Source organism: Halomonas sp. MCCC 1A11062 (genome assembly GCF_021404355.1).
GTDB classification, from domain to species: Bacteria; Pseudomonadota; Gammaproteobacteria; order Pseudomonadales; family Halomonadaceae; genus Halomonas; species Halomonas aerodenitrificans.
In genome coordinates this window covers 21,996-38,813 of record NZ_JABFTW010000033.1, presented here as the reverse complement: position 1 = coordinate 38,813, position 16,818 = coordinate 21,996, and the positions used below count along the sequence as shown (strand labels likewise).

At 66.6% G+C, this 16,818-nt stretch carries 18 protein-coding genes, 3 tRNA genes and 1 rRNA gene; 15 read left to right on the top strand and 7 right to left on the bottom strand.

The window, feature by feature from the left end:
• Positions 1-105: ribosomal RNA gene (gene rrf / locus HOP58_RS21420) — 5S ribosomal RNA — on the top strand; the annotation flags it as partial.
• A 157-nt stretch (positions 106-262) separates the two neighbouring features.
• On the opposite strand, the gene hisC is transcribed toward rrf, so the two are convergent.
• The gene (gene hisC / locus HOP58_RS21415) at positions 263-1,318 is read right to left on the bottom strand and encodes a histidinol-phosphate transaminase (protein WP_010627420.1); all 1,056 of its coding nucleotides are present in this window, start codon (positions 1,316-1,318) and stop codon (positions 263-265) included.
• 115 nt (positions 1,319-1,433) lie between these two features.
• Here hisC and HOP58_RS21410 point away from each other — a divergent pair, with 115 nt between their 5' ends.
• The 5 genes from HOP58_RS21410 to mnmH all read left to right on the top strand — a co-directional run bounded on the left by HOP58_RS21410 (position 1,434) and on the right by mnmH (position 6,587).
• Positions 1,434-2,330: an AEC family transporter gene (locus HOP58_RS21410; protein ID WP_086508680.1), complete on the top strand. Its 897-nt coding sequence runs from the start codon at positions 1,434-1,436 to the stop codon at positions 2,328-2,330.
• Between the two features lie 113 nt (positions 2,331-2,443).
• The gene (locus HOP58_RS21405) at positions 2,444-2,890 is read left to right on the top strand and encodes a copper resistance protein NlpE N-terminal domain-containing protein (RefSeq protein WP_010627422.1); all 447 of its coding nucleotides are present in this window, start codon (positions 2,444-2,446) and stop codon (positions 2,888-2,890) included.
• A 107-nt stretch (positions 2,891-2,997) separates the two neighbouring features.
• Positions 2,998-4,374, top strand: coding sequence for a DNA repair protein RadA (radA, locus tag HOP58_RS21400; RefSeq protein WP_010627423.1), 1,377 nt, complete (start codon positions 2,998-3,000; stop codon positions 4,372-4,374).
• 54 nt (positions 4,375-4,428) lie between these two features.
• On the top strand, positions 4,429-5,466 hold the full coding sequence (gene selD, locus HOP58_RS21395; protein WP_234261615.1) for a selenide, water dikinase SelD: 1,038 nt from the start codon (positions 4,429-4,431) through the stop codon (positions 5,464-5,466).
• A complete protein-coding gene (gene mnmH, locus HOP58_RS21390; RefSeq protein WP_234261613.1) occupies positions 5,463-6,587 on the top strand; it encodes a tRNA 2-selenouridine(34) synthase MnmH in 1,125 nt (374 codons plus the stop codon). Before selD ends, mnmH begins: the two co-directional genes overlap by 4 nt.
• Before the next feature lie 6 nt (positions 6,588-6,593).
• On the opposite strand, the gene HOP58_RS21385 is transcribed toward mnmH, so the two are convergent.
• Positions 6,594-7,289, bottom strand: a complete 696-nt coding sequence (locus tag HOP58_RS21385) for a type 1 glutamine amidotransferase (RefSeq protein ID WP_234261611.1) — start codon at positions 7,287-7,289, stop codon at positions 6,594-6,596.
• Positions 7,290-7,337: 48 nt separating this feature from the next.
• On the opposite strand from HOP58_RS21385, the gene HOP58_RS21380 reads away from it, so the two are divergent.
• Both HOP58_RS21380 and HOP58_RS21375 read left to right on the top strand, forming a co-directional pair.
• Entirely contained in the window at positions 7,338-7,631 is a 294-nt protein-coding gene (locus tag HOP58_RS21380) for an MGMT family protein (RefSeq protein ID WP_010627427.1), read from the top strand.
• 52 nt (positions 7,632-7,683) lie between these two features.
• Entirely contained in the window at positions 7,684-8,274 is a 591-nt protein-coding gene (locus tag HOP58_RS21375; protein WP_234261609.1) for a YjaG family protein, read from the top strand.
• Between the two features lie 178 nt (positions 8,275-8,452).
• On the opposite strand, the gene HOP58_RS21370 is transcribed toward HOP58_RS21375, so the two are convergent.
• From HOP58_RS21370 to hisB, 5 genes are all read right to left on the bottom strand, one after another.
• A complete protein-coding gene (locus HOP58_RS21370) occupies positions 8,453-8,989 on the bottom strand; it encodes a hypothetical protein (protein WP_346657492.1) in 537 nt (178 codons plus the stop codon).
• Positions 8,990-9,009: 20 nt separating this feature from the next.
• On the bottom strand, positions 9,010-9,783 hold the full coding sequence (hisF, locus tag HOP58_RS21365; RefSeq protein ID WP_010627430.1) for an imidazole glycerol phosphate synthase subunit HisF: 774 nt from the start codon (positions 9,781-9,783) through the stop codon (positions 9,010-9,012).
• A 1-nt stretch (position 9,784) separates the two neighbouring features.
• On the bottom strand, positions 9,785-10,537 hold the full coding sequence (gene hisA, locus HOP58_RS21360) for a 1-(5-phosphoribosyl)-5-[(5-phosphoribosylamino)methylideneamino]imidazole-4-carboxamide isomerase (RefSeq protein ID WP_010627431.1): 753 nt from the start codon (positions 10,535-10,537) through the stop codon (positions 9,785-9,787).
• 90 nt (positions 10,538-10,627) lie between these two features.
• Positions 10,628-11,269, bottom strand: coding sequence for an imidazole glycerol phosphate synthase subunit HisH (gene hisH / locus HOP58_RS21355; RefSeq protein ID WP_234261606.1), 642 nt, complete (start codon positions 11,267-11,269; stop codon positions 10,628-10,630).
• Between the two features lie 30 nt (positions 11,270-11,299).
• The gene (gene hisB / locus HOP58_RS21350; protein ID WP_010627433.1) at positions 11,300-11,893 is read right to left on the bottom strand and encodes an imidazoleglycerol-phosphate dehydratase HisB; all 594 of its coding nucleotides are present in this window, start codon (positions 11,891-11,893) and stop codon (positions 11,300-11,302) included.
• A gap of 184 nt (positions 11,894-12,077) precedes the next feature.
• Here hisB and HOP58_RS21345 point away from each other — a divergent pair, with 184 nt between their 5' ends.
• From HOP58_RS21345 to HOP58_RS21315, 7 genes are all read left to right on the top strand, one after another.
• On the top strand, positions 12,078-12,515 hold the full coding sequence (locus tag HOP58_RS21345) for an acetyl-CoA sensor PanZ family protein (protein WP_234261604.1): 438 nt from the start codon (positions 12,078-12,080) through the stop codon (positions 12,513-12,515).
• 14 nt (positions 12,516-12,529) lie between these two features.
• The gene (locus HOP58_RS21340) at positions 12,530-14,878 is read left to right on the top strand and encodes an AsmA family protein (RefSeq protein ID WP_234261602.1); all 2,349 of its coding nucleotides are present in this window, start codon (positions 12,530-12,532) and stop codon (positions 14,876-14,878) included.
• A 101-nt stretch (positions 14,879-14,979) separates the two neighbouring features.
• Positions 14,980-16,071 carry an A/G-specific adenine glycosylase gene (gene mutY / locus HOP58_RS21335; protein WP_234261600.1) on the top strand — a complete coding sequence of 364 codons (1,092 nt, stop codon included), beginning with the start codon at positions 14,980-14,982 and terminating at the stop codon, positions 16,069-16,071.
• 31 nt (positions 16,072-16,102) lie between these two features.
• Positions 16,103-16,375, top strand: coding sequence for an oxidative damage protection protein (locus HOP58_RS21330; protein ID WP_234261598.1), 273 nt, complete (start codon positions 16,103-16,105; stop codon positions 16,373-16,375).
• 91 nt (positions 16,376-16,466) lie between these two features.
• Positions 16,467-16,542, top strand: a tRNA-Phe gene (locus HOP58_RS21325).
• 6 nt (positions 16,543-16,548) lie between these two features.
• A tRNA-Gln gene (locus HOP58_RS21320) sits at positions 16,549-16,623 on the top strand.
• A 45-nt stretch (positions 16,624-16,668) separates the two neighbouring features.
• A tRNA-Thr gene (locus tag HOP58_RS21315) sits at positions 16,669-16,744 on the top strand.
• Positions 16,745-16,818: the final 74 nt, after the last annotated feature.

Sequence of the window (16,818 nt, the reverse complement as noted above, 5' to 3'; positions counted from 1 at the left end):
TAGCGAGTGGGAACCACCTGATCCCATGCCGAACTCAGCAGTGAAACCGCTCAGCGCCGATGGTAGTGTGGGGCCTCCCCATGCGAGAGTAGGTCATCGTCAGGCACTTCTTCAGAAACCCCGAGTACGAAATGTGCTCGGGGTTTCGCCGTTTCTGGCCACCAGCTATCCCCAAAACCCCGAGCTCAGCCGAGCTCGGGGTTTTTCTTTGTCTGGCGATTCACTACGCGAAGCGGGCGCCTGGCGGCGCCCGTGGAATGGCTCAGCGGCAGAGCAGTTCGAAGGCTTCGATCAGGCTGTCCATTTCGTCATCGGTGCCGATCGAGATGCGCAGGAAGTCGCGTAGGGCTTCGGTGTTGAAGTGACGTACCAGAATGCCCCTCTCGCGTAGGCCGACGAAGAGTTGCGCGGCGTCGTGCTCGGGGTGACGCGTCAGCACGAAGTTGGCCTGGGAGGGCAGCACTTCGAAGCCCAGGTCGCCAAGGCGCCTGACGGTGCGCTCGCGGGTAGTGACGACGCGCTCACGGCAGGCATCGAAATGCTCCCGGTCCTCGAGCGAGGCAATGGCAAGCGCGCTTGCCAGGCTGTCGATGGGATAGGAGTTGAAGGAGTCCTTGACCCGTACCAGCCCTTCGATCAGCTCGCTTGAACCGATGGCATAGCCCAGGCGCAGGCCGGCCAGGCTACGGGACTTGGAGAAGGTGCCGGTGACCAGCAGATTGGGGAAGCGCTCGGTCAGGGGCACCACGCTCTCGCCACCGAAGTCGACGTAGGCTTCGTCGACTAGTACTACCTGATCGGTAAGGCGCTCGAGCAGGCCGGCAATGGCATCGCGGGGATGACCATGGGCCGTGGGAGCGTTGGGGTTGGCGAAGATGGCGCCGCCGCTGTCGGCAGTGAAGGCGTCGAGATCGACCCGCCACTGTTCGTCCAGGGGCAGGCTGCGCCGCTCGATGCCGTACAGCTTGCAGTAGACCGGGTAGAAGCTGTAGGTGATGTCGGGCATCTCGAGCGGACGCTCGTGACAGAAGAAGGCCTGAAAGGCCAGGGCCAGCACTTCATCGGAGCCGTTGCCGACGAACACCTGCTCCACCGCAACACCATGCTCGCGAGCGAGCGCCTGACGCAGGGCGAGAGACTGCGGGTCGGGATAGAGGCGCAGATGATCGACGGGGTATTCGCGCAGCGCCGCTTCGACGCCGGGCGCCGGCGGGTAGGGGTTCTCGTTGGTGTTCAGCTTGATCAGCTTCTCGCGCGGCTGCTCGCCCGGTACGTAGGGCGTCAGCTCGCGTACCGCCGGGCTCCAGAACTGGCTCATGGTGTCTCGTTTCTCATGGAGGCGAACTTTAGGCCAATGTTGACCGCTGCGGCCTGACCGCGCAAGCCGACAGCATGCTAGCCTAGGCGCTTTCGTCTGGATCCTGGAACCCTCAATGACCGCCCAGATCATCGCCACGCTGCTGCCGGTTTTCCTGATCGCCGGTTGCGGCACGCTGTATGGCCGCTTCCGCACGCCTGACATCCGCAGCCTCAATACGCTCAACATGGAGATCTTCGTCCCCATGCTGGTGTTTGCCGTGCTGGCCGACGGGCAGGCGCCGCTGGAGGAGTATGCCGGCCTGGCGCTGGCGGCAGCGGTAGTGGTGCTGGGCTCGGGGGTGGTGCTGTGGCCGCTGGTCAAGCTGCTCAGGCTCGAGCCCAAGACCTTCCTGCCGCCGATGATGTTCAACAACTCCGGCAACATGGGGGTGCCGCTGCTGGTGCTGGCCTTCGGCGAGGCGGCGCTGCCTGCCGCGGTGGTGGTGTTCATCGTCGAGATGCTGCTGCACTTCTCGGTAGGCCTCTACATGCTGAGTCCGCGCACGCCGCTGTGGCGGCTGCTGCGCATGCCCATCGTGCTGGCCAGCCTGGCGGGGCTGGGGGTGAACCTGGGCGGGGTGCCGCTGCCGGGCTGGTTGCTCGAGGCGCTGCACATGCTGGGCGGCGTGTGCATCCCGCTGATGCTGTTCGCACTCGGGGTTCGCATGCTCGATATCGACTTTCGCGACTGGAAGACCGGCATGCTGGGGGCGGTGCTGTGCCCGCTCTCCGGCCTGATCCTGGCGCTGCCCATGATCCTGTGGCTGGAGCTGACGGGACTTCAGGCAGCGGTGCTGTGGGTGTTTGCGGCGCTGCCGCCGGCGGTGCTCAATTATCTGGTGGCCGAGCAGTATCGACAGGAGCCGCAAAAGGTCGCCTCGCTGGTGCTGATCGGTAACCTGGGCAGCCTGGTGGTGATGCCCATCGTGCTGGCCCTGGTGTTCATGCACGTCTATCCGGGAGCGGCGTGAGCCGTGGCTCAGTCTAAAAGCCGAGACTGTCTGCGAGCGCTCTTAAGGGTTATGCTGTCACATATGATGACACACCCTACAAGGCGACAAACCCATAGGTTAGGAGTGAGCAAATGCAAGTGAGGACCCTGCTGGCTGGCTCGGCCATGCTGGCCTTCCTGGCCGGTTGTGCAGCCCCTGCGGTTGACGACCGTGCCGACGTGGCAATGGACGATGCCGTGGCATATCAAGGAACGCTGCCCTGCCGCAATTGCGCGGGCATCGACCTGACGGTGAACCTGCGTGGCAGCGAACAGGCGTCACTGGAGGAGAGAACCTTCGACCTGCGCGCCAGCTATCGCGAACACCCCCAGGATCCGCCCGATGAAGAGTATGCCGGCAACTGGGAAGTGCTCAGCGGCACTGCGGTCGACCCCGATGCCACCGTCTATGAGCTGACACCCGATGGCGAAGGCCAGATCTACTACTTCCTGCGTGTCGATGACCAGACCCTGGAGCTGATCGACCCTCAGCGTCGTCGCTTCCAGAACAACGAAGCCCTGCAACTGCAGCGTATGTAAATACGCGAGACGAGCGACAGCGAAGGCGGCCTGCGGGCCGCCTTCGTGCGTCTGGTGGGTAGCCAGGCTGATAGAATGGCCGCAATCGAAGCGTGAGAGAAACCGGCATGGCCAAAGCAAAGAGTGCCTTCGTCTGCACCGAATGTGGCGCGGAGTACCGCAAGTGGCAGGGGCAGTGTTCGAGCTGTCTGGAGTGGAACACCTTGAGTGAGGTGCGTCTGGCGGCCGCACGCCCGGGAGCCGCCGCTACCGGCGGGGCGGGACGCACGGGCTATGCCGGCGGCCTGTCGAAGGAGGTGGTCGATCTCGGCAGCGTCGATCTCACCGAGGTGCCGCGGCTCTCCTCTACCTTCGGCGAGTTCGATAGGGTGCTGGGCGGCGGCCTGGTACCGGGCTCGGCGGTACTGCTGGGCGGTCACCCCGGCGCCGGCAAGTCGACCCTGCTGCTGCAGACTGCCTGCAAGCTGGCCCAGGCGCGCCGGGTGCTGTACGTCACCGGCGAGGAGTCGCTCTCCCAGGTGGCGATGCGCGCCCACCGCCTGCAGCTGCCCACCCAGGGGCTGAAGATGCTGGCCGAGACCAGCGTCGAGACGGTGCTGGCGGTGGCCGAGCGCGAGCGCCCCGAGATATTGGTGATCGACTCGATCCAGACCATGCACCTGGAGGATATCGCCTCGGCGCCCGGCGGCGTGGCCCAGGTGCGCGAGTCCGCCGCGGTGCTCACCCGCTTCGCCAAGCAATCCAACACCGTACTGCTGCTGGTGGGACACGTGACCAAGGACGGCACCCTGGCCGGGCCCAAGGTGCTGGAGCACATGATCGACGCCTCGCTGCTGCTCGAGGGCGGTGCCGACTCGCGCTTCCGTACCCTGCGCGGACAGAAGAACCGCTTCGGTGCGGTCAACGAGCTGGGGGTGTTCGCCATGCTGGAGCACGGGCTCAAGGAGGTGAAGAACCCCAGTGCGATCTTCCTCTCTCGCAGCGAGGAGCAGGCCGCCGGCAGCCTGGTGATGGTGGTATGGGAAGGTACTCGGCCGCTGCTGGTGGAGGTACAGGCGCTGCTCGACGAGTCGGCGCTGGGCAACCCGCGGCGGGTCGCGGTGGGTCTTGACCAGAATCGCCTGGCCATGCTGCTGGCGGTGCTGCATCGCCATGGCGGGCTGTTCACCGGCGATCAGGACGTGTTCCTCAACGTGGTCGGCGGGGTCAAGGTGCTGGAGACCAGCGCCGACCTGGCGGTGCTGCTCGCCGTGGTGTCTAGCCTGCAGAATCGCTCCCTGCCGCGCGAGCTGGTGGCCTTCGGCGAGGTGGGGCTTTCCGGCGAGATTCGCCCCGTGCCCAGCGGCCAGGAGCGCATCGTGGAGGCGGCCAAGCACGGCTTCACCCGGGCCATCGTGCCGCGGGCCAATGCACCCAAGCGCGCCCCGGAAGGAATGGAGGTGGTGGCCGTGGACAAGCTGACCGATGCCCTCGAGGCGCTGTGAGGCAAGCAAGCGCCGCTGCGGTAGAATGAGAAGTGAACTGCCAAGGAGAACGAGATGAGCGCGATTCGACTGACCCAGTACAGCCACGGCGCCGGCTGTGGCTGCAAGATAGCCCCCGACGTACTCGACGGCATCCTGGCCAAGGCCGGGCCGGGGGCAACCCATTCGCGACTGATCGTAGGCAATCAGGGCCGCGAGGATGCGGCCGTCTATGACCTCGGTGACGGTCGCGGCATGATCGCCACCACCGACTTCTTCATGCCCATCGTCGACGACCCCTTCGACTTCGGCCGTATTGCCGCCACCAATGCCATCAGCGACGTCTATGCCATGGGCGGCAAGCCGGTCATGGCGCTGGGCATCCTCGGCTGGCCGCTGGACAAGCTGGGGTCGGAGATCGCCGGCGACGTGGTGGCAGGCGCCCAGGGCGTCTGCCGCGAGCTCGGGCTGGCACTGGCCGGCGGACACTCCATCGACTCGCCGGAGCCGATCTTCGGTCTGGCGGTCAACGGCCTGGTCGATCTCGAACACCTGAAGCTCAACAAGGGGGCCCAGGTGGGCGACCTGTTATACCTGACCAAGCCGCTGGGCGTGGGTTTTCTCACCACCGCCGAGAAGCAGGGCCTGCTGGAGTCGGGCCATCAGAATCTGGCCCGGGAAACCATGCTGCAGCCCAACCATATCGGCATGGCGCTGGCCCGGGTGAAAGGGGTGAACGCCATGACCGACGTCACCGGCTTCGGTCTGGCCGGCCATCTCACTGAGGTGTGCCAGGCCAGTGGCGTGGCGGCGCGCATCGACTTCCGCCGTTTGCCGCGGCTGGCCGAGGCCGAGGCCTATCGTCGTCGCGGCGCAGTGCCTGGCGGCACCCTGCGCAATCGCAAGGCGCTGGGCGCGGCGCTCAAGGAGATGGACGAGCCGCACTGGCAGTGGCTGTGCGACCCGCAGACCTCCGGCGGCCTGCTGATTTCCGTGCACCCCTCCTGGCAGGACGACGTCGAGCGCATCGGACGTGAGCACGGTATCGAGCTGGTGCCCTTCGGCGAGGTGGCCAAGGCCGAAGGAGAGGCCCTGATCGAGGTGCTGGGGTGAAGGAGCTGCCGCTGGCCGATGCCGATCTCTCTCTGTTGCGCCAGGGCGTGCCGCTGATCGACGTGCGGGCGCCGGTGGAGTTCGCCCAGGGCGGGTTGCCCGGGGCGATCAATCTGCCGCTGATGGACGACGAGGAGCGGCATCAGGTCGGCATCGAGTATAAGCAGCGTGGCCAGCAGGCCGCCATCGAGCTGGGCCAGCGGCTGGTCAGCGGCGGTATACGCCAGGCGCGCATTGCGGCCTGGCAGCGCACGGTCGAGGCCCAGCCCGAGGCGATCATCTACTGCTATCGCGGGGGACTGCGCTCGCAGATCGCGCAGCAGTGGCTGGCCGAGGCCGGAGTAGAGCGGCCACGTATCCGCGGCGGCTGGAAGGCGATGCGTCAGGCGTTGTGTGCACGTATCGATGCCGCGGCGGCTCAGCCGCTGCTGGTGGTGGGCGGGCTCACCGGCTGTGCCAAGACCGCGCTGGTGCAGCAACTGGACGCCGGGCTCGACCTCGAGGGCTGCGCCCGCCACAAGGGCTCGGCCTTCGGTCGCCACCCCTTGCCGGCGCCCAGTCAGATCGACTTCGAACACGCCATGGGGCTGCGCCTGCTGGCGCTTCCCGGACCGCTGGTGGTGGAGGACGAATCCCGCCACATCGGCACGGCCAACGTGCCGCTCACCTTCTGGCGGGCGATGGAGGGCGCGCCCCGGGTGCGGGTGGAAATGCCTCTGGATTGGCGCCTGGCGCAGATTCACAAGGATTACATCGACGATCTGTGGGCGATCTACCGTCAGCAGTTCGGCGAGTGGCTGGGCTGGGCGCTGATGCGCAAGCAGCTCTCCAGCGCACTGGCCCGGCTGCAGAAGCGCCTGGGCCATGCCCGGCTGGCGCGTCTGCAGCGGCTGCAGCAGCTTGCCTTCCGCGAGCACGAGCGCGGCAACCGCCAGGCTCACGAAGCCTGGCTGGCGCCGCTGCTCACCGAATACTACGACCCCATGTACCGCTACCAGTTGGAGAAGCGCAATGCCGAGCGCTTCCTGCATGTCGGCGATTGGGACAGCTGCCTGGCGGCGGCGCGAGCCTGGTCGCAGGAGCACGCGCGGCAGCTCGATACGCAGCCGCAGCCGGCATGAGGCGCCTCACGCCGGGGCGCTGCGAATCCACTGACTGAGCAGGCGGTCGAGCAGTGGCGCCAGGCGATCGAAGCGCCGGTCGTCGGCCAGAATGGCGTCGTCGGGCTGGGCATGAGGACTGGCTTCGCTGCCCTCCGGCCTTTCTCCATTGGCGAGCAGCACGTCGACCCCGGAGCGCGTGACCTCGAGGTGGCAGAGCAGGCCCAGCGCCCGTCCGGCGTCCCAGGCGAAGCCCTGCACCGGGCTGCCGGAACTGCCGCCCAGCGGCAGCGCCTCGTCGGGCAGGGCGAAGACGTCGCGATGCCACATGAAGGCGGTGAAACGCTCCGGCAGGTCGAAGGGGCTCTCGGGGGCCAGGGTCACCTCGTGCCAGCCCACCTCGGCGAAGGTGCCGCGGCCCACCGTGGCGCCGAGCTCGGCGGCGATCATCCGGGCACCCAGGCCGATGCCGAGCAACGGCTTGTTGCCGTCCAGTGCGCGGGCGATCAGCTTGCGCTCGCGCTTGAGCCAGGAGTGCTGGGCGTCGTCGAGAACATGCATCGGGCCGTCGAGCAATATCAGCGCATCGCCATCGGCCAGGCTGGGTGGGGTCTCGCCGTCGTAGAGATGGAAAACGGTGTGGCTGTGCCCCATGCTGGACAGCCAGTCGGCGATGCGGCCCGGACCGTGGTACGGGCTGTGTTGAAGCAGGTGCAGGTGCATGGAATCCTCGCCGTTGAAGGGTGACACGAAGCAGGGAGCGGAGCGTACATGAAACCGGCGCTGCGGGAACAGATTCTGACCATTATGGCCGCCATACCGCCAGGGCGGGTGACTACCTACGGTCGTATTGCCGCCATGACCGAGGGCGGCACGCCGCGCCTCGTCGCCCGGGCGTTGCGCGAGCTGCCCGACGACCATGGGCTGCCGTGGTTTCGCGTGATCACCGCATCGCGCCGGGTGGCCGAGCATCCCGGCGCTATCGAACAGCGCGAGCGATTGGTCGCCGAGGGCGTGCTCTTCGATAGCCGGGGACGCGTGCCGCCCGAGGTCATGTGGCCGTGAGCCGTGCGCATCCCCATCCTTTCTTCTGACCTTCGAATCACGAGGAGAATCCATGAGCCAGCCAAAAGGGGGCTTCCATGAGCGACTGCAGGCACTCTCGCCGCGTCAGCAACAGGCCTTCATGGCGGCACTGTGCGAGCGGATGCTGCCCAACTATTCGCTCTATGCCCAGATGACGGGAGCCGGCAATTCGGCCGCCCTGCGCGTTATGCTCGATCTGGTGTGGGAGCAGCTCGCCGTACGCGAGGCGCGGATCGATTTCGAGCGCCAGGCCGAGAAGCTGGCCGAGCTCGAACCGCCGGAGGACGACGACAGCTTCGGTGCCCGGCGTGCGGTGGAGGTGGTCGTGGCGCTATCCTCGCTGTTCGATACGCTGCGAGGCGATTCCCCCGAAGCCGTGCTCGAGGTCAGCCGTATCTCCAAGGGCGGCGTGCGTGCCTTCGTCGAGCTGACCGAAGGGGAGGAGGACGCCAGCAAGCTGGCCAAGCTGGTACGTGAGCACCCACTCATGGCCGACGAGAACGACTTTCAGGACGCAGTGCTGGAGGCGGCGGAAGGCCCGCTCGAGCGGGACTCGCTCAAGGCGCTGCGCCAACTGGGGCGCAACGACGGCGTGAGCAATCTCGGGCTGGCGCTGGAGTGATGGGGGCGAAGCGGGTGGCGCCCGTTTCGTCCAGCTAAGGCTGTGTCTGAAAAGTCGGCGAGCGAAGGTCAGACAAGGCAAAAATCAGCGAAAAGACGGAGTTTACGTGGTGTAAATGAGTACGTTGAGCTGATTTTTAACGCTGTATGGCCAAGCGCAGGCAGTTTTCAGGCATAGCCTAGAAGCGGATGCCGCCGATGATCATCGCCCCGGCAGTCCCGAACACGATCAGGTCGGTCTCGAAGCGCCCCCACTGCACCCCCAGGCTGGGCAGGGCGGCCGGGGCGGTGCCGTAGCGGTTGAACGGGATGTTGTCCTGGTATTCGCCGCGGTAGCCGTGTAATAGCCCGGCGGTGAGCTTGGCACGCACGGTGACGTTGTCGCTCGGCTGCCAGAAGGGAAACTCGCGGCCGGCGTAGAGGTAGATGGCTTCCTGATCGAAGGAGTTGAGGAAGCGCGCGCCGCCCACCAGCCAGCGCTGCGGATTGTGCAGCTCGAGGCTGATCAGCTCCTGGGTGTTGTTGTGCTCCGGCTGCGGGTTGAAGTGGCGCGTATAGAGGCTGGTCTGGAACAGCACGTGCTCCACTTCGAGCACCGGCGGCCAGGTCGGCTGCCGCTCCGCGGCAAGCGCTGCCGGCGCCGCCAGTAGCGCCAAGAGCGGGACCAGAGCAAGCGCCCTGGCGGCCCGACAGCAACTCATCCATGAATACCGCACGCTCACGCTCCTCGTTCGCCTCACAGGCGCATCTCGATACCGCGCTCGGCCATGTAGCGCTTGGCCTCGGGGATGGTGTACTCGCCGAAGTGGAAGATGCTAGCGGCCAGCACTGCGTCGGCACCGCCCTCGATCACGCCGTCCACCAGGTGGTCGAGGTTGCCGACGCCACCGGAGGCGATTACCGGCACCGTCACGGCGTCGCTGATGGCCCGGGTCACGCCCAGGTCGAAGCCGGCCTTGGTGCCGTCGCGGTCCATGCTGGTCAAGAGCAGCTCGCCGGCGCCGTATTCCACCATCTTTTTAGCCCACTCCACGGCGTCCAGCCCGGTGGGGCGGCGACCGCCGTGGGTGAAGATCTCCCAGCGCGGCGTTTCGCCCTCAGCCGAGACCCGCTTGGCGTCGATGGCCACCACGATGCACTGGCTGCCGAAGCGCTCGGCGGCCTCGCGCACGAAGTCGGGGTTGGTTACCGCCGCGGTGTTGATCGAGACCTTGTCGGCACCGGCGTTGAGCATGGTGCGGATGTCGTCACAGGTGCGGATGCCGCCGCCCACGGTCAGCGGGATGAATACCTCGCCGGCGATGCGTTCGACCATCTCCACCGTGGTGTCGCGGTCCTCGTGGCTGGCGGTGATGTCGAGAAAGGTGATCTCGTCGGCGCCCTGCAGGTTGTAGCGCTGGGCGATCTCTACCGGATCGCCGGCGTCGCGGATGCCGATGAAGTTGACGCCCTTGACCACGCGTCCGGCGTCGACGTCGAGACAGGGTATGATGCGCTTGGCCAGGCTCATGTCAGCCTCCCGCCCGGTTACCGGTGAGTTCGTCGCACAGCTGTTGACCAGCAGCGACGTCCAGGGTGCCTTCGTAGATGGCGCGGCCGGTGATGGCGCCGAGAATGCCCGGCTCGCCTGCGGCGACCAGCGCGCGCAGGTCGTCGAGATTGGTCACCCCGCCGGAAGCGATTACCGGCAGGCCGCCTTCGCGGGCCAGCTCGGCGGTGGCCTCGACGTTGACGCCGTTCATCATGCCGTCTCGGGCGATGTCGGTGTAGACGATACTGGAGACGCCGTCGTCGGCGAAGCGCTTGGCCAGGTCCACTGCCTTGACCTGGGAGACCTCGGCCCAGCCGTCGGTGGCGACGAAGCCGTCACGGGCGTCCAGGCCGACGATCACGTGATCGGGAAAGGCGCGGCACATCTCGCCGACGAAATCCGGCTCCTTGACCGCCTTGGTGCCGATGATGACGTAGGAGACCCCGGCGGCCAGATAGTGCTCGATGGTCTCGGCGCTGCGGATGCCGCCGCCGATCTGAATGGGCAGCGAGGGCCAGCGCCGGGCGATGGCGGTCACCGCCTCGCCGTTGACCGGCTTGCCCTCGAAGGCGCCGTTGAGATCGACCAGGTGCAGGCGGCGGGCGCCGGCCTCGACCCAGCGCGCCGCCATGGCCACCGGGTCGTCGCCGTAGGTGGTGGCGTCGTCCATCCGGCCCTGCTTGAGACGGACGCACTTGCCGTCCTTGAGATCGATGGCGGGAATTACCAGCATGTCATGTCCTCTCGGGTGCGCGTGCGCACCGGGTTGTCATCGCGGCTCGGCCTGGGCGCGGCTCACGGTGCCTAGTTAACCAGGCGCGGTTCAGGGCGCCCAGTTGACAAAATTTTCCAGCAGCTTGAGCCCGGCCCGGGAGCTCTTCTCCGGGTGAAACTGCACGGCGAAGGTGGCATCGCGACCGATGGCCACATGAGCATCGATGCGGCCGTAACGGGTGGTGCCGAGCACGCAGGCGTCGTCCGCCGCTGCCACGTAGTAGCTGTGCACGAAGTAGAAGTGCTCGTCCTGGTCGATGCCTTGCCACAGCGGATGCTCGTGATGCTGATGCACCAGGTTCCAGCCCATATGAGGCACCTTGAGGCGTTGACCGCGCTCGTCGACCATGTCGAGGGGGAAGCGCTTCACCTCGCCGGAGAGAAAGCCCAGGCAGGGGATGCCGCCGCTCTCCTCGCTATGATCGAGCAGCATCTGCTGACCGACGCAGATCCCCAGCAGCGGCTTGCTCTGATTGGCCAGCAGCTCCTGCACCAGACCGCGCAGCTCGGTGCGCTCGAGCTCGCCCATGCAATCGCGGATCGCTCCCTGGCCGGGCAGCACCAGGCGGGTGGCACCCTGAATGCGCCGCGGGTCGCGGGTGATGACCACGTGCTCATGGGTCACATGCTCGAGCGCCTTGGCAACCGAATGTAGATTGCCCATTCCGTAATCGATGACGGCAATGGTCATGAAGGCTCCTCTCAGGTTCGGTCGTCTGCGTTACAGGCAGCCCTTGGTGGACGGCATCTGGCCGGCCATGCGCGGGTCCGGCTCCACGGCCATGCGCAGCGCGCGGCCGAAGGCCTTGAAGATGGTCTCCGCCTGGTGATGAGCATTGAAGCCCTTCAGGTTGTCGATATGCAGCGTGACCCGGGCATGATTGACGAAGCCCTGGAAGAACTCCCAGAACAGCTGGGTGTCGAGGCGGCCGATGCTGGCGCGGGTGAACTCGACGTCCATGAACAGCCCGGGGCGACCGGAGAAGTCTATCACGACTCGCGACAGCGCCTCGTCCAGCGGCACGTAGGCGTGGCCGTAGCGGTGGATGCCGCGCTTGTCGCCAATGGCCTGGTCGAAGGCCTGACCGAGGGTGATGCCGAGGTCCTCGACGGTATGGTGATCGTCGATGTGCAGATCGCCCACCGCCTTGATGTCGAGGTCGATCAGACCGTGGCGAGCCACCTGATCGAGCATGTGGTCGAGGAAGGGAACGCCGGTCTCGCAGTTCAGCCGGCCCTCGCCATCGAGGTTCACGGTCACCGTGATCTGGGTTTCCTTGGTGTCACGGGTTACCGTGGCGATTCGCTCGGACATGTCGGGTCTCTCTCGCGCTCTGGCGCGTCGCATGGTGTGGGCCCGGCGTGCCAGCAGTCGGCTTCCGGGCGGGCAAGTCGCTGGGCTTGCCGTCATGGGCCGTCCATTATAGAGAATCGCCCCGCCCATCCGCTACAATGCGCCCATCACAGCGGCGGCCCGAGCCGCGGCCAGGGAGACCGCCATGCCGGTAACGCTTCATCTCGTCGACAGCAGCATCTGGCGCTCGGACCGCCAGGTGCAGCTCGATCTGCAGCGAATCTATACGGACGCGCCGGCCGAACGGCTCAGCGTGCCGGTGGACACCTTCATTCGCGAACATCTCGAAGCCGGCCATTTCTTCGGCTGCGCCCGCTTCAATGACCGACTGCTGGGCGCCGTGGCAGTAATCGCCGACGAGCAGGCGTGGTGGCTGTCGGAGCTGTGCGTGCGCAAGGCCACCCGGCGGCGCGGGGTCGGTACGCGACTCCTCGCCCTGGTCAGCGATGCGGCGCGTAGCGAGGGCCGCGAGCTGCGGGCGCCATCATCACGACTGCCCGTCGCCGACCAACTGTTGCTCAACCGCCTGGGGTATCGCTTGCATGCCACCGGCGACTATTACGAATTGGCCCCACCGCTGTAAGGAGGCGGTAACACATGAAGCGATTGTTACAGACGCTGCTGGCCGCCATTGGCGTTCTCGGGGTAGTGGTGGTGGCTGCCGTGGTCTATGTCACTACCTTTCTCGACCCGGAAGACTTCAAGCCGCGACTGATCGAGGTGGTGCGTGAGCAGAGCGGCCTCGAACTGACCCTGGATGGACCGCTCACCTGGTCGTTCTACCCGCGTCTCGGCGTGAGCGTGGAGCAGGCGCAAGGCCGTTTGCCGGAGCAGGGCAACGACGAACCGCCGTTCGTGGCTTTCGCTCACGGCGAGGTCAGTCTCGCCTTCGCCCCGTTGCTGCGCGGCGAGATCGCCATCGAAGGCTTGACCCTGGAAGGCATGCAGCTGCGCTTGGTGCGCGACGAAGAGGGGCGCGGCAATTGGGAAACCCTGCTGCAGCGGCTCGACGAGCGCCGCGAAGGTGCCGAATCGGCGCTGGCGCCGGCCACTGCCGGGCCTAGCCTCGAGGGCAGCAATCTGGTCGTGGCGCTCAATATCGCCAGCGTCCAGGTGCGCAACGGCGCGGCGATCTATCGCGACCTGGCCGCCGGCTCGGAGTGGCTGGTCGACGAGATCAACGTTTCCGGTACCAACGTCAATCCCCAGCGCGCCTTCCCGCTCAAGTCCTCCTTCCAGGTCAGATCGTATCCTGCACTGGATTGGCGGGAACTGGAGCGCAGCCCGGCGTTGGCGAGCGAAGTCTCGCTGGAAGGGCGGATGCGCCTCGCTCTCGCCGAGCGCCGTTACGTGCTCGAAGGCATGCGGTTGACCACCCTGAGCCGGCTGGCGGGCGCCGAGCACCGGCAGCAGCTCGATCTGAGCGGTCAGCAGCTCGTGCTCGACCTGTCTCAGCAGCGCCTGCAGCTCCAGGAGGGCCGTCTGGACGCCGGGCTGAGGCACCCCACTCTGGGCGAGCGCGCGCTGCCTCTATCGCTGACCATGGCGCTGGATGCCGACCTGGCGGAGAACACCGCGCAGTTGCGCGATCTGCAGCTCACCGGCCCCGACGATCTGCGCCTGAGCGGGCACCTCAACCTGGCGGGTCTCGACCAGTCGCCCAGCTACAGCGGCCAGGTCAGCCTGGCGCCCTTCTCGCTGCGCCCGTGGCTCGAGCGTATGAACCAGATGCCGGCCATGGCCAATCCTCAGGCGCTCTCCGACGTGGCATTGACCAGCCCGGTGCGCGGCAATCTCGAGCGCCTCGAGCTGCCGGGGCTGACCCTGGTGCTGGATGGCAGCACCTTCACCGGGCGTTTGGCCGCGGGCCTTATGGGGCAGCTGCTGGACTTCGAGCTGCAGGGCGATCGCCTCAACCTGGACGGCTACCTGCCGCCTGCCGAACCCACAGGGCAGAGTGCCTCCCGCTCCGGCCTGCTGGGGATCCGCAAGGCGCACGCCGACGACACCGCCACGCTGGTTCCCGCCGAGTGGCTGGCCCAGTTGACCCTGAACGGGGCGCTCGACCTGGCGCAGCTGCGTCTCTCCGGGCTCGACTTCACCGACGTGTCGCTGGCCCTGGAGGGAGCTGACGGACAGCAGCGTCTCGAGCGCTTCAGCTCCGTGTTCTACGACGGCGAGCTGAGCGCGAGCGGCGGGCTTGACCTCAGACGTGAGCCGATCCTGTGGCAGCTGCGCCCGTCGCTGTCGCGGGTGCGTCTGGCGCCGTTGCTCGAGGCGCTGTCCGACGACGACTCCCCGGCACCGCTGCGCGGCCGGCTGACCCTCGGCGGTGAACTCGAAACTCGCGCCAACACCTGGCCGGCCCTCAAGCGCAATCTCAACGGGCGTCTGGAGGGTCGCATCGACGAAGGGGCCGTGCTCGACGTCAACGTGTCACAGGAGCTGTGCTCACTGGCCGCCATGGTCGAAGGCCGCGAGACTACCCGGGACTGGAGTGCCGATACGCGCTTCGACCGTGCCGAAGCCCGCCTGCGTATCTCGGACGGAGTCGTGCAGAGCGACGATATCCTGGTGACGATTCCGGGCATCGACATGAGCGGGACGGGCGAACTCGACCTGACCAGCGAGCGCTTCGATCTGCGCGCCGCCGCACGCTTCGTCGACGGTGCCGATGCCGCCTGTCCGGTCAACCCGCGCCTGGAGCGCGTGCCGTTGCCGGTGCGTTGCAGCGGCGAGCTCTCCGGCGACAGCGGTGATTGGTGCAGCTTCGACCGCGAGGCCTTCCAGGTCACCCTGGCCGAGCTGCTGCGCGACGAAGTGTCCGGTCGCGCCAGAGAAGAGCTGGAGCGCCGCCTGGAGAGGCCGCTGGAGCGTCTCGAAGAACGTCTCGGCGAAGGTAGTGGCCGGGAACTTCGTGACGCCTTGCGTGGTCTGTTGAACTGACGACCCAAAGCCAGTCCCTGCGCCGACTCCCAGTCGGCGCTTTTTTTCGTCATGCATTTTTCGCCATGCATTTTTCCGACAGGCATCTTTGAGGTTGTTCCATGAGCGAAATGCCTACACCGGTGCTTGAGCCTGCAGTCTTCCAACAGCGTCTGCTGGCGTGGTACGACCGCGCCGGCCGCCATGACCTGCCCTGGCAACGCCAGCGCACGCCCTACCGCGTGTGGGTCTCTGAGATCATGCTGCAGCAGACCCAGGTCACCACGGTGATCCCTTACTTCGAGCGCTTCATGGCGCGCTTCCCCACCCTCGAGGCGCTGGCCGAGGCCACCCAGGACGAAGTGCTTCACCTGTGGACCGGGCTTGGCTACTACGCCCGCGGGCGCAATCTGCACAAGGCGGCCCGCCAGGTCGTGGCCGAGCACGGCGGCGAGCTGCCGGTAGCGAGCCTCGAGGCCATGGCGGAGTTGCCCGGCATCGGCCGCTCCACTGCGGGTGCGATCATTGCTCAGAGCACCGGACAGCGCGCCGTGATCCTCGACGGCAACGTCAAGCGCAGCCTGGCCCGGTTGCACGCCGTGGAGGGCTGGCCGGGGCGGCCGGTAGTGGAGCGCAGGCTGTGGGCGCTGGCCGAGCACTACACGCCGAAGCAGCGCGTGGCCGACTACACCCAGGCGGTAATGGACCTCGGCGCCACCCTGTGCCGGCGCGGCACCCCCGAATGCTCGCGCTGCCCGTTCGCTGACGTCTGCGTGGCCCATGCCCACGGCGAGGAGCGCCGTTTCCCCGAGTCGAAGCCGAAAAAGGCGCTGCCGACCCGTACCACGCTGATGCTGGTGCTGCGCGACGCCGAAGGGCGGGTGCTGCTCGAACAGCGCCCTGCCAGTGGGCTGTGGGGTGGGCTATGGGGACTGCCTCAGTTCGACGACCTGGCCGCGTTGCGGGGCTGGCTCGACGTGCACGCGCCGGGGGCTGCCATCGATCCGGCCTGGCCGGCCTTCAGCCACACCTTCAGTCACTTCCGCCTCGACATCACCCCGCAGCCGGCGCGGATCGGCAGGCTGGATGCGGTGGGCGAGGCACGATGCTGGTACGATCCAGGCAACCCCGAGCGCATCGGCCTGGCGGCGCCGGTCAAGGCGCTGCTGGCCTCGCTGGCACCGTTCGCTCTGGCCGCCCCCGCGGGGCCCTGAGCACAGCACCACCAACAGCAAGGAGACCGCCATGAGCCGCACCGTGTTCTGTCGCAAGTATCAACAGGAGCTCGAGGCACTGCCCTTCCCGCCGCTGCCGGGCAAGAAGGGCCAGGAGATCCAGGCCAGCGTGTCGAAGCAGGCCTGGGAGGAGTGGCAGGCGCTGCAGACCCGGCTGATCAACGAGAAGCACCTCAACATGCTCGACCCCGAGGCGCGGTCCTATCTCAACGAGCAGATGGAGCGCTTTCTCGACAACCGCGAAACCGACCAGGCGGAAGGCTACGTGCCGCCCGAGCGCTAGGCGTATGGTTGTGAAACGACAGCAGCATCTGCATGAAACGAAAGGCTTGACGCTGCCGATCTGATCTTGTTTAATACGCACCGTTGGCAGCGGCCAGATAGCTCAGTCGGTAGAGCAGGGGATTGAAAATCCCCGTGTCGGCGGTTCGATTCCGTCTCTGGCCACCAATCTGCTGGGGTATCGCCAAGTGGTAAGGCACCGGTTTTTGGTATCGGCATTCCCAGGTTCGAATCCTGGTACCCCAGCCACGCCAACCCTTTTCCGACTCTGCACTTCGCACGCGTCGGTCCCGAGCCGGCATAGCTCAGTTGGTAGAGCAACTGACTTGTAATCAGTAGGTCCCGGGTTCGACTCCTGGTGCCGGCACCATCCGAAACGGATGAATCGGAAATCAGCGACTTGCAGATACGAGAAACCGCCCATCGAGGCGGTTTTTTGCTGCT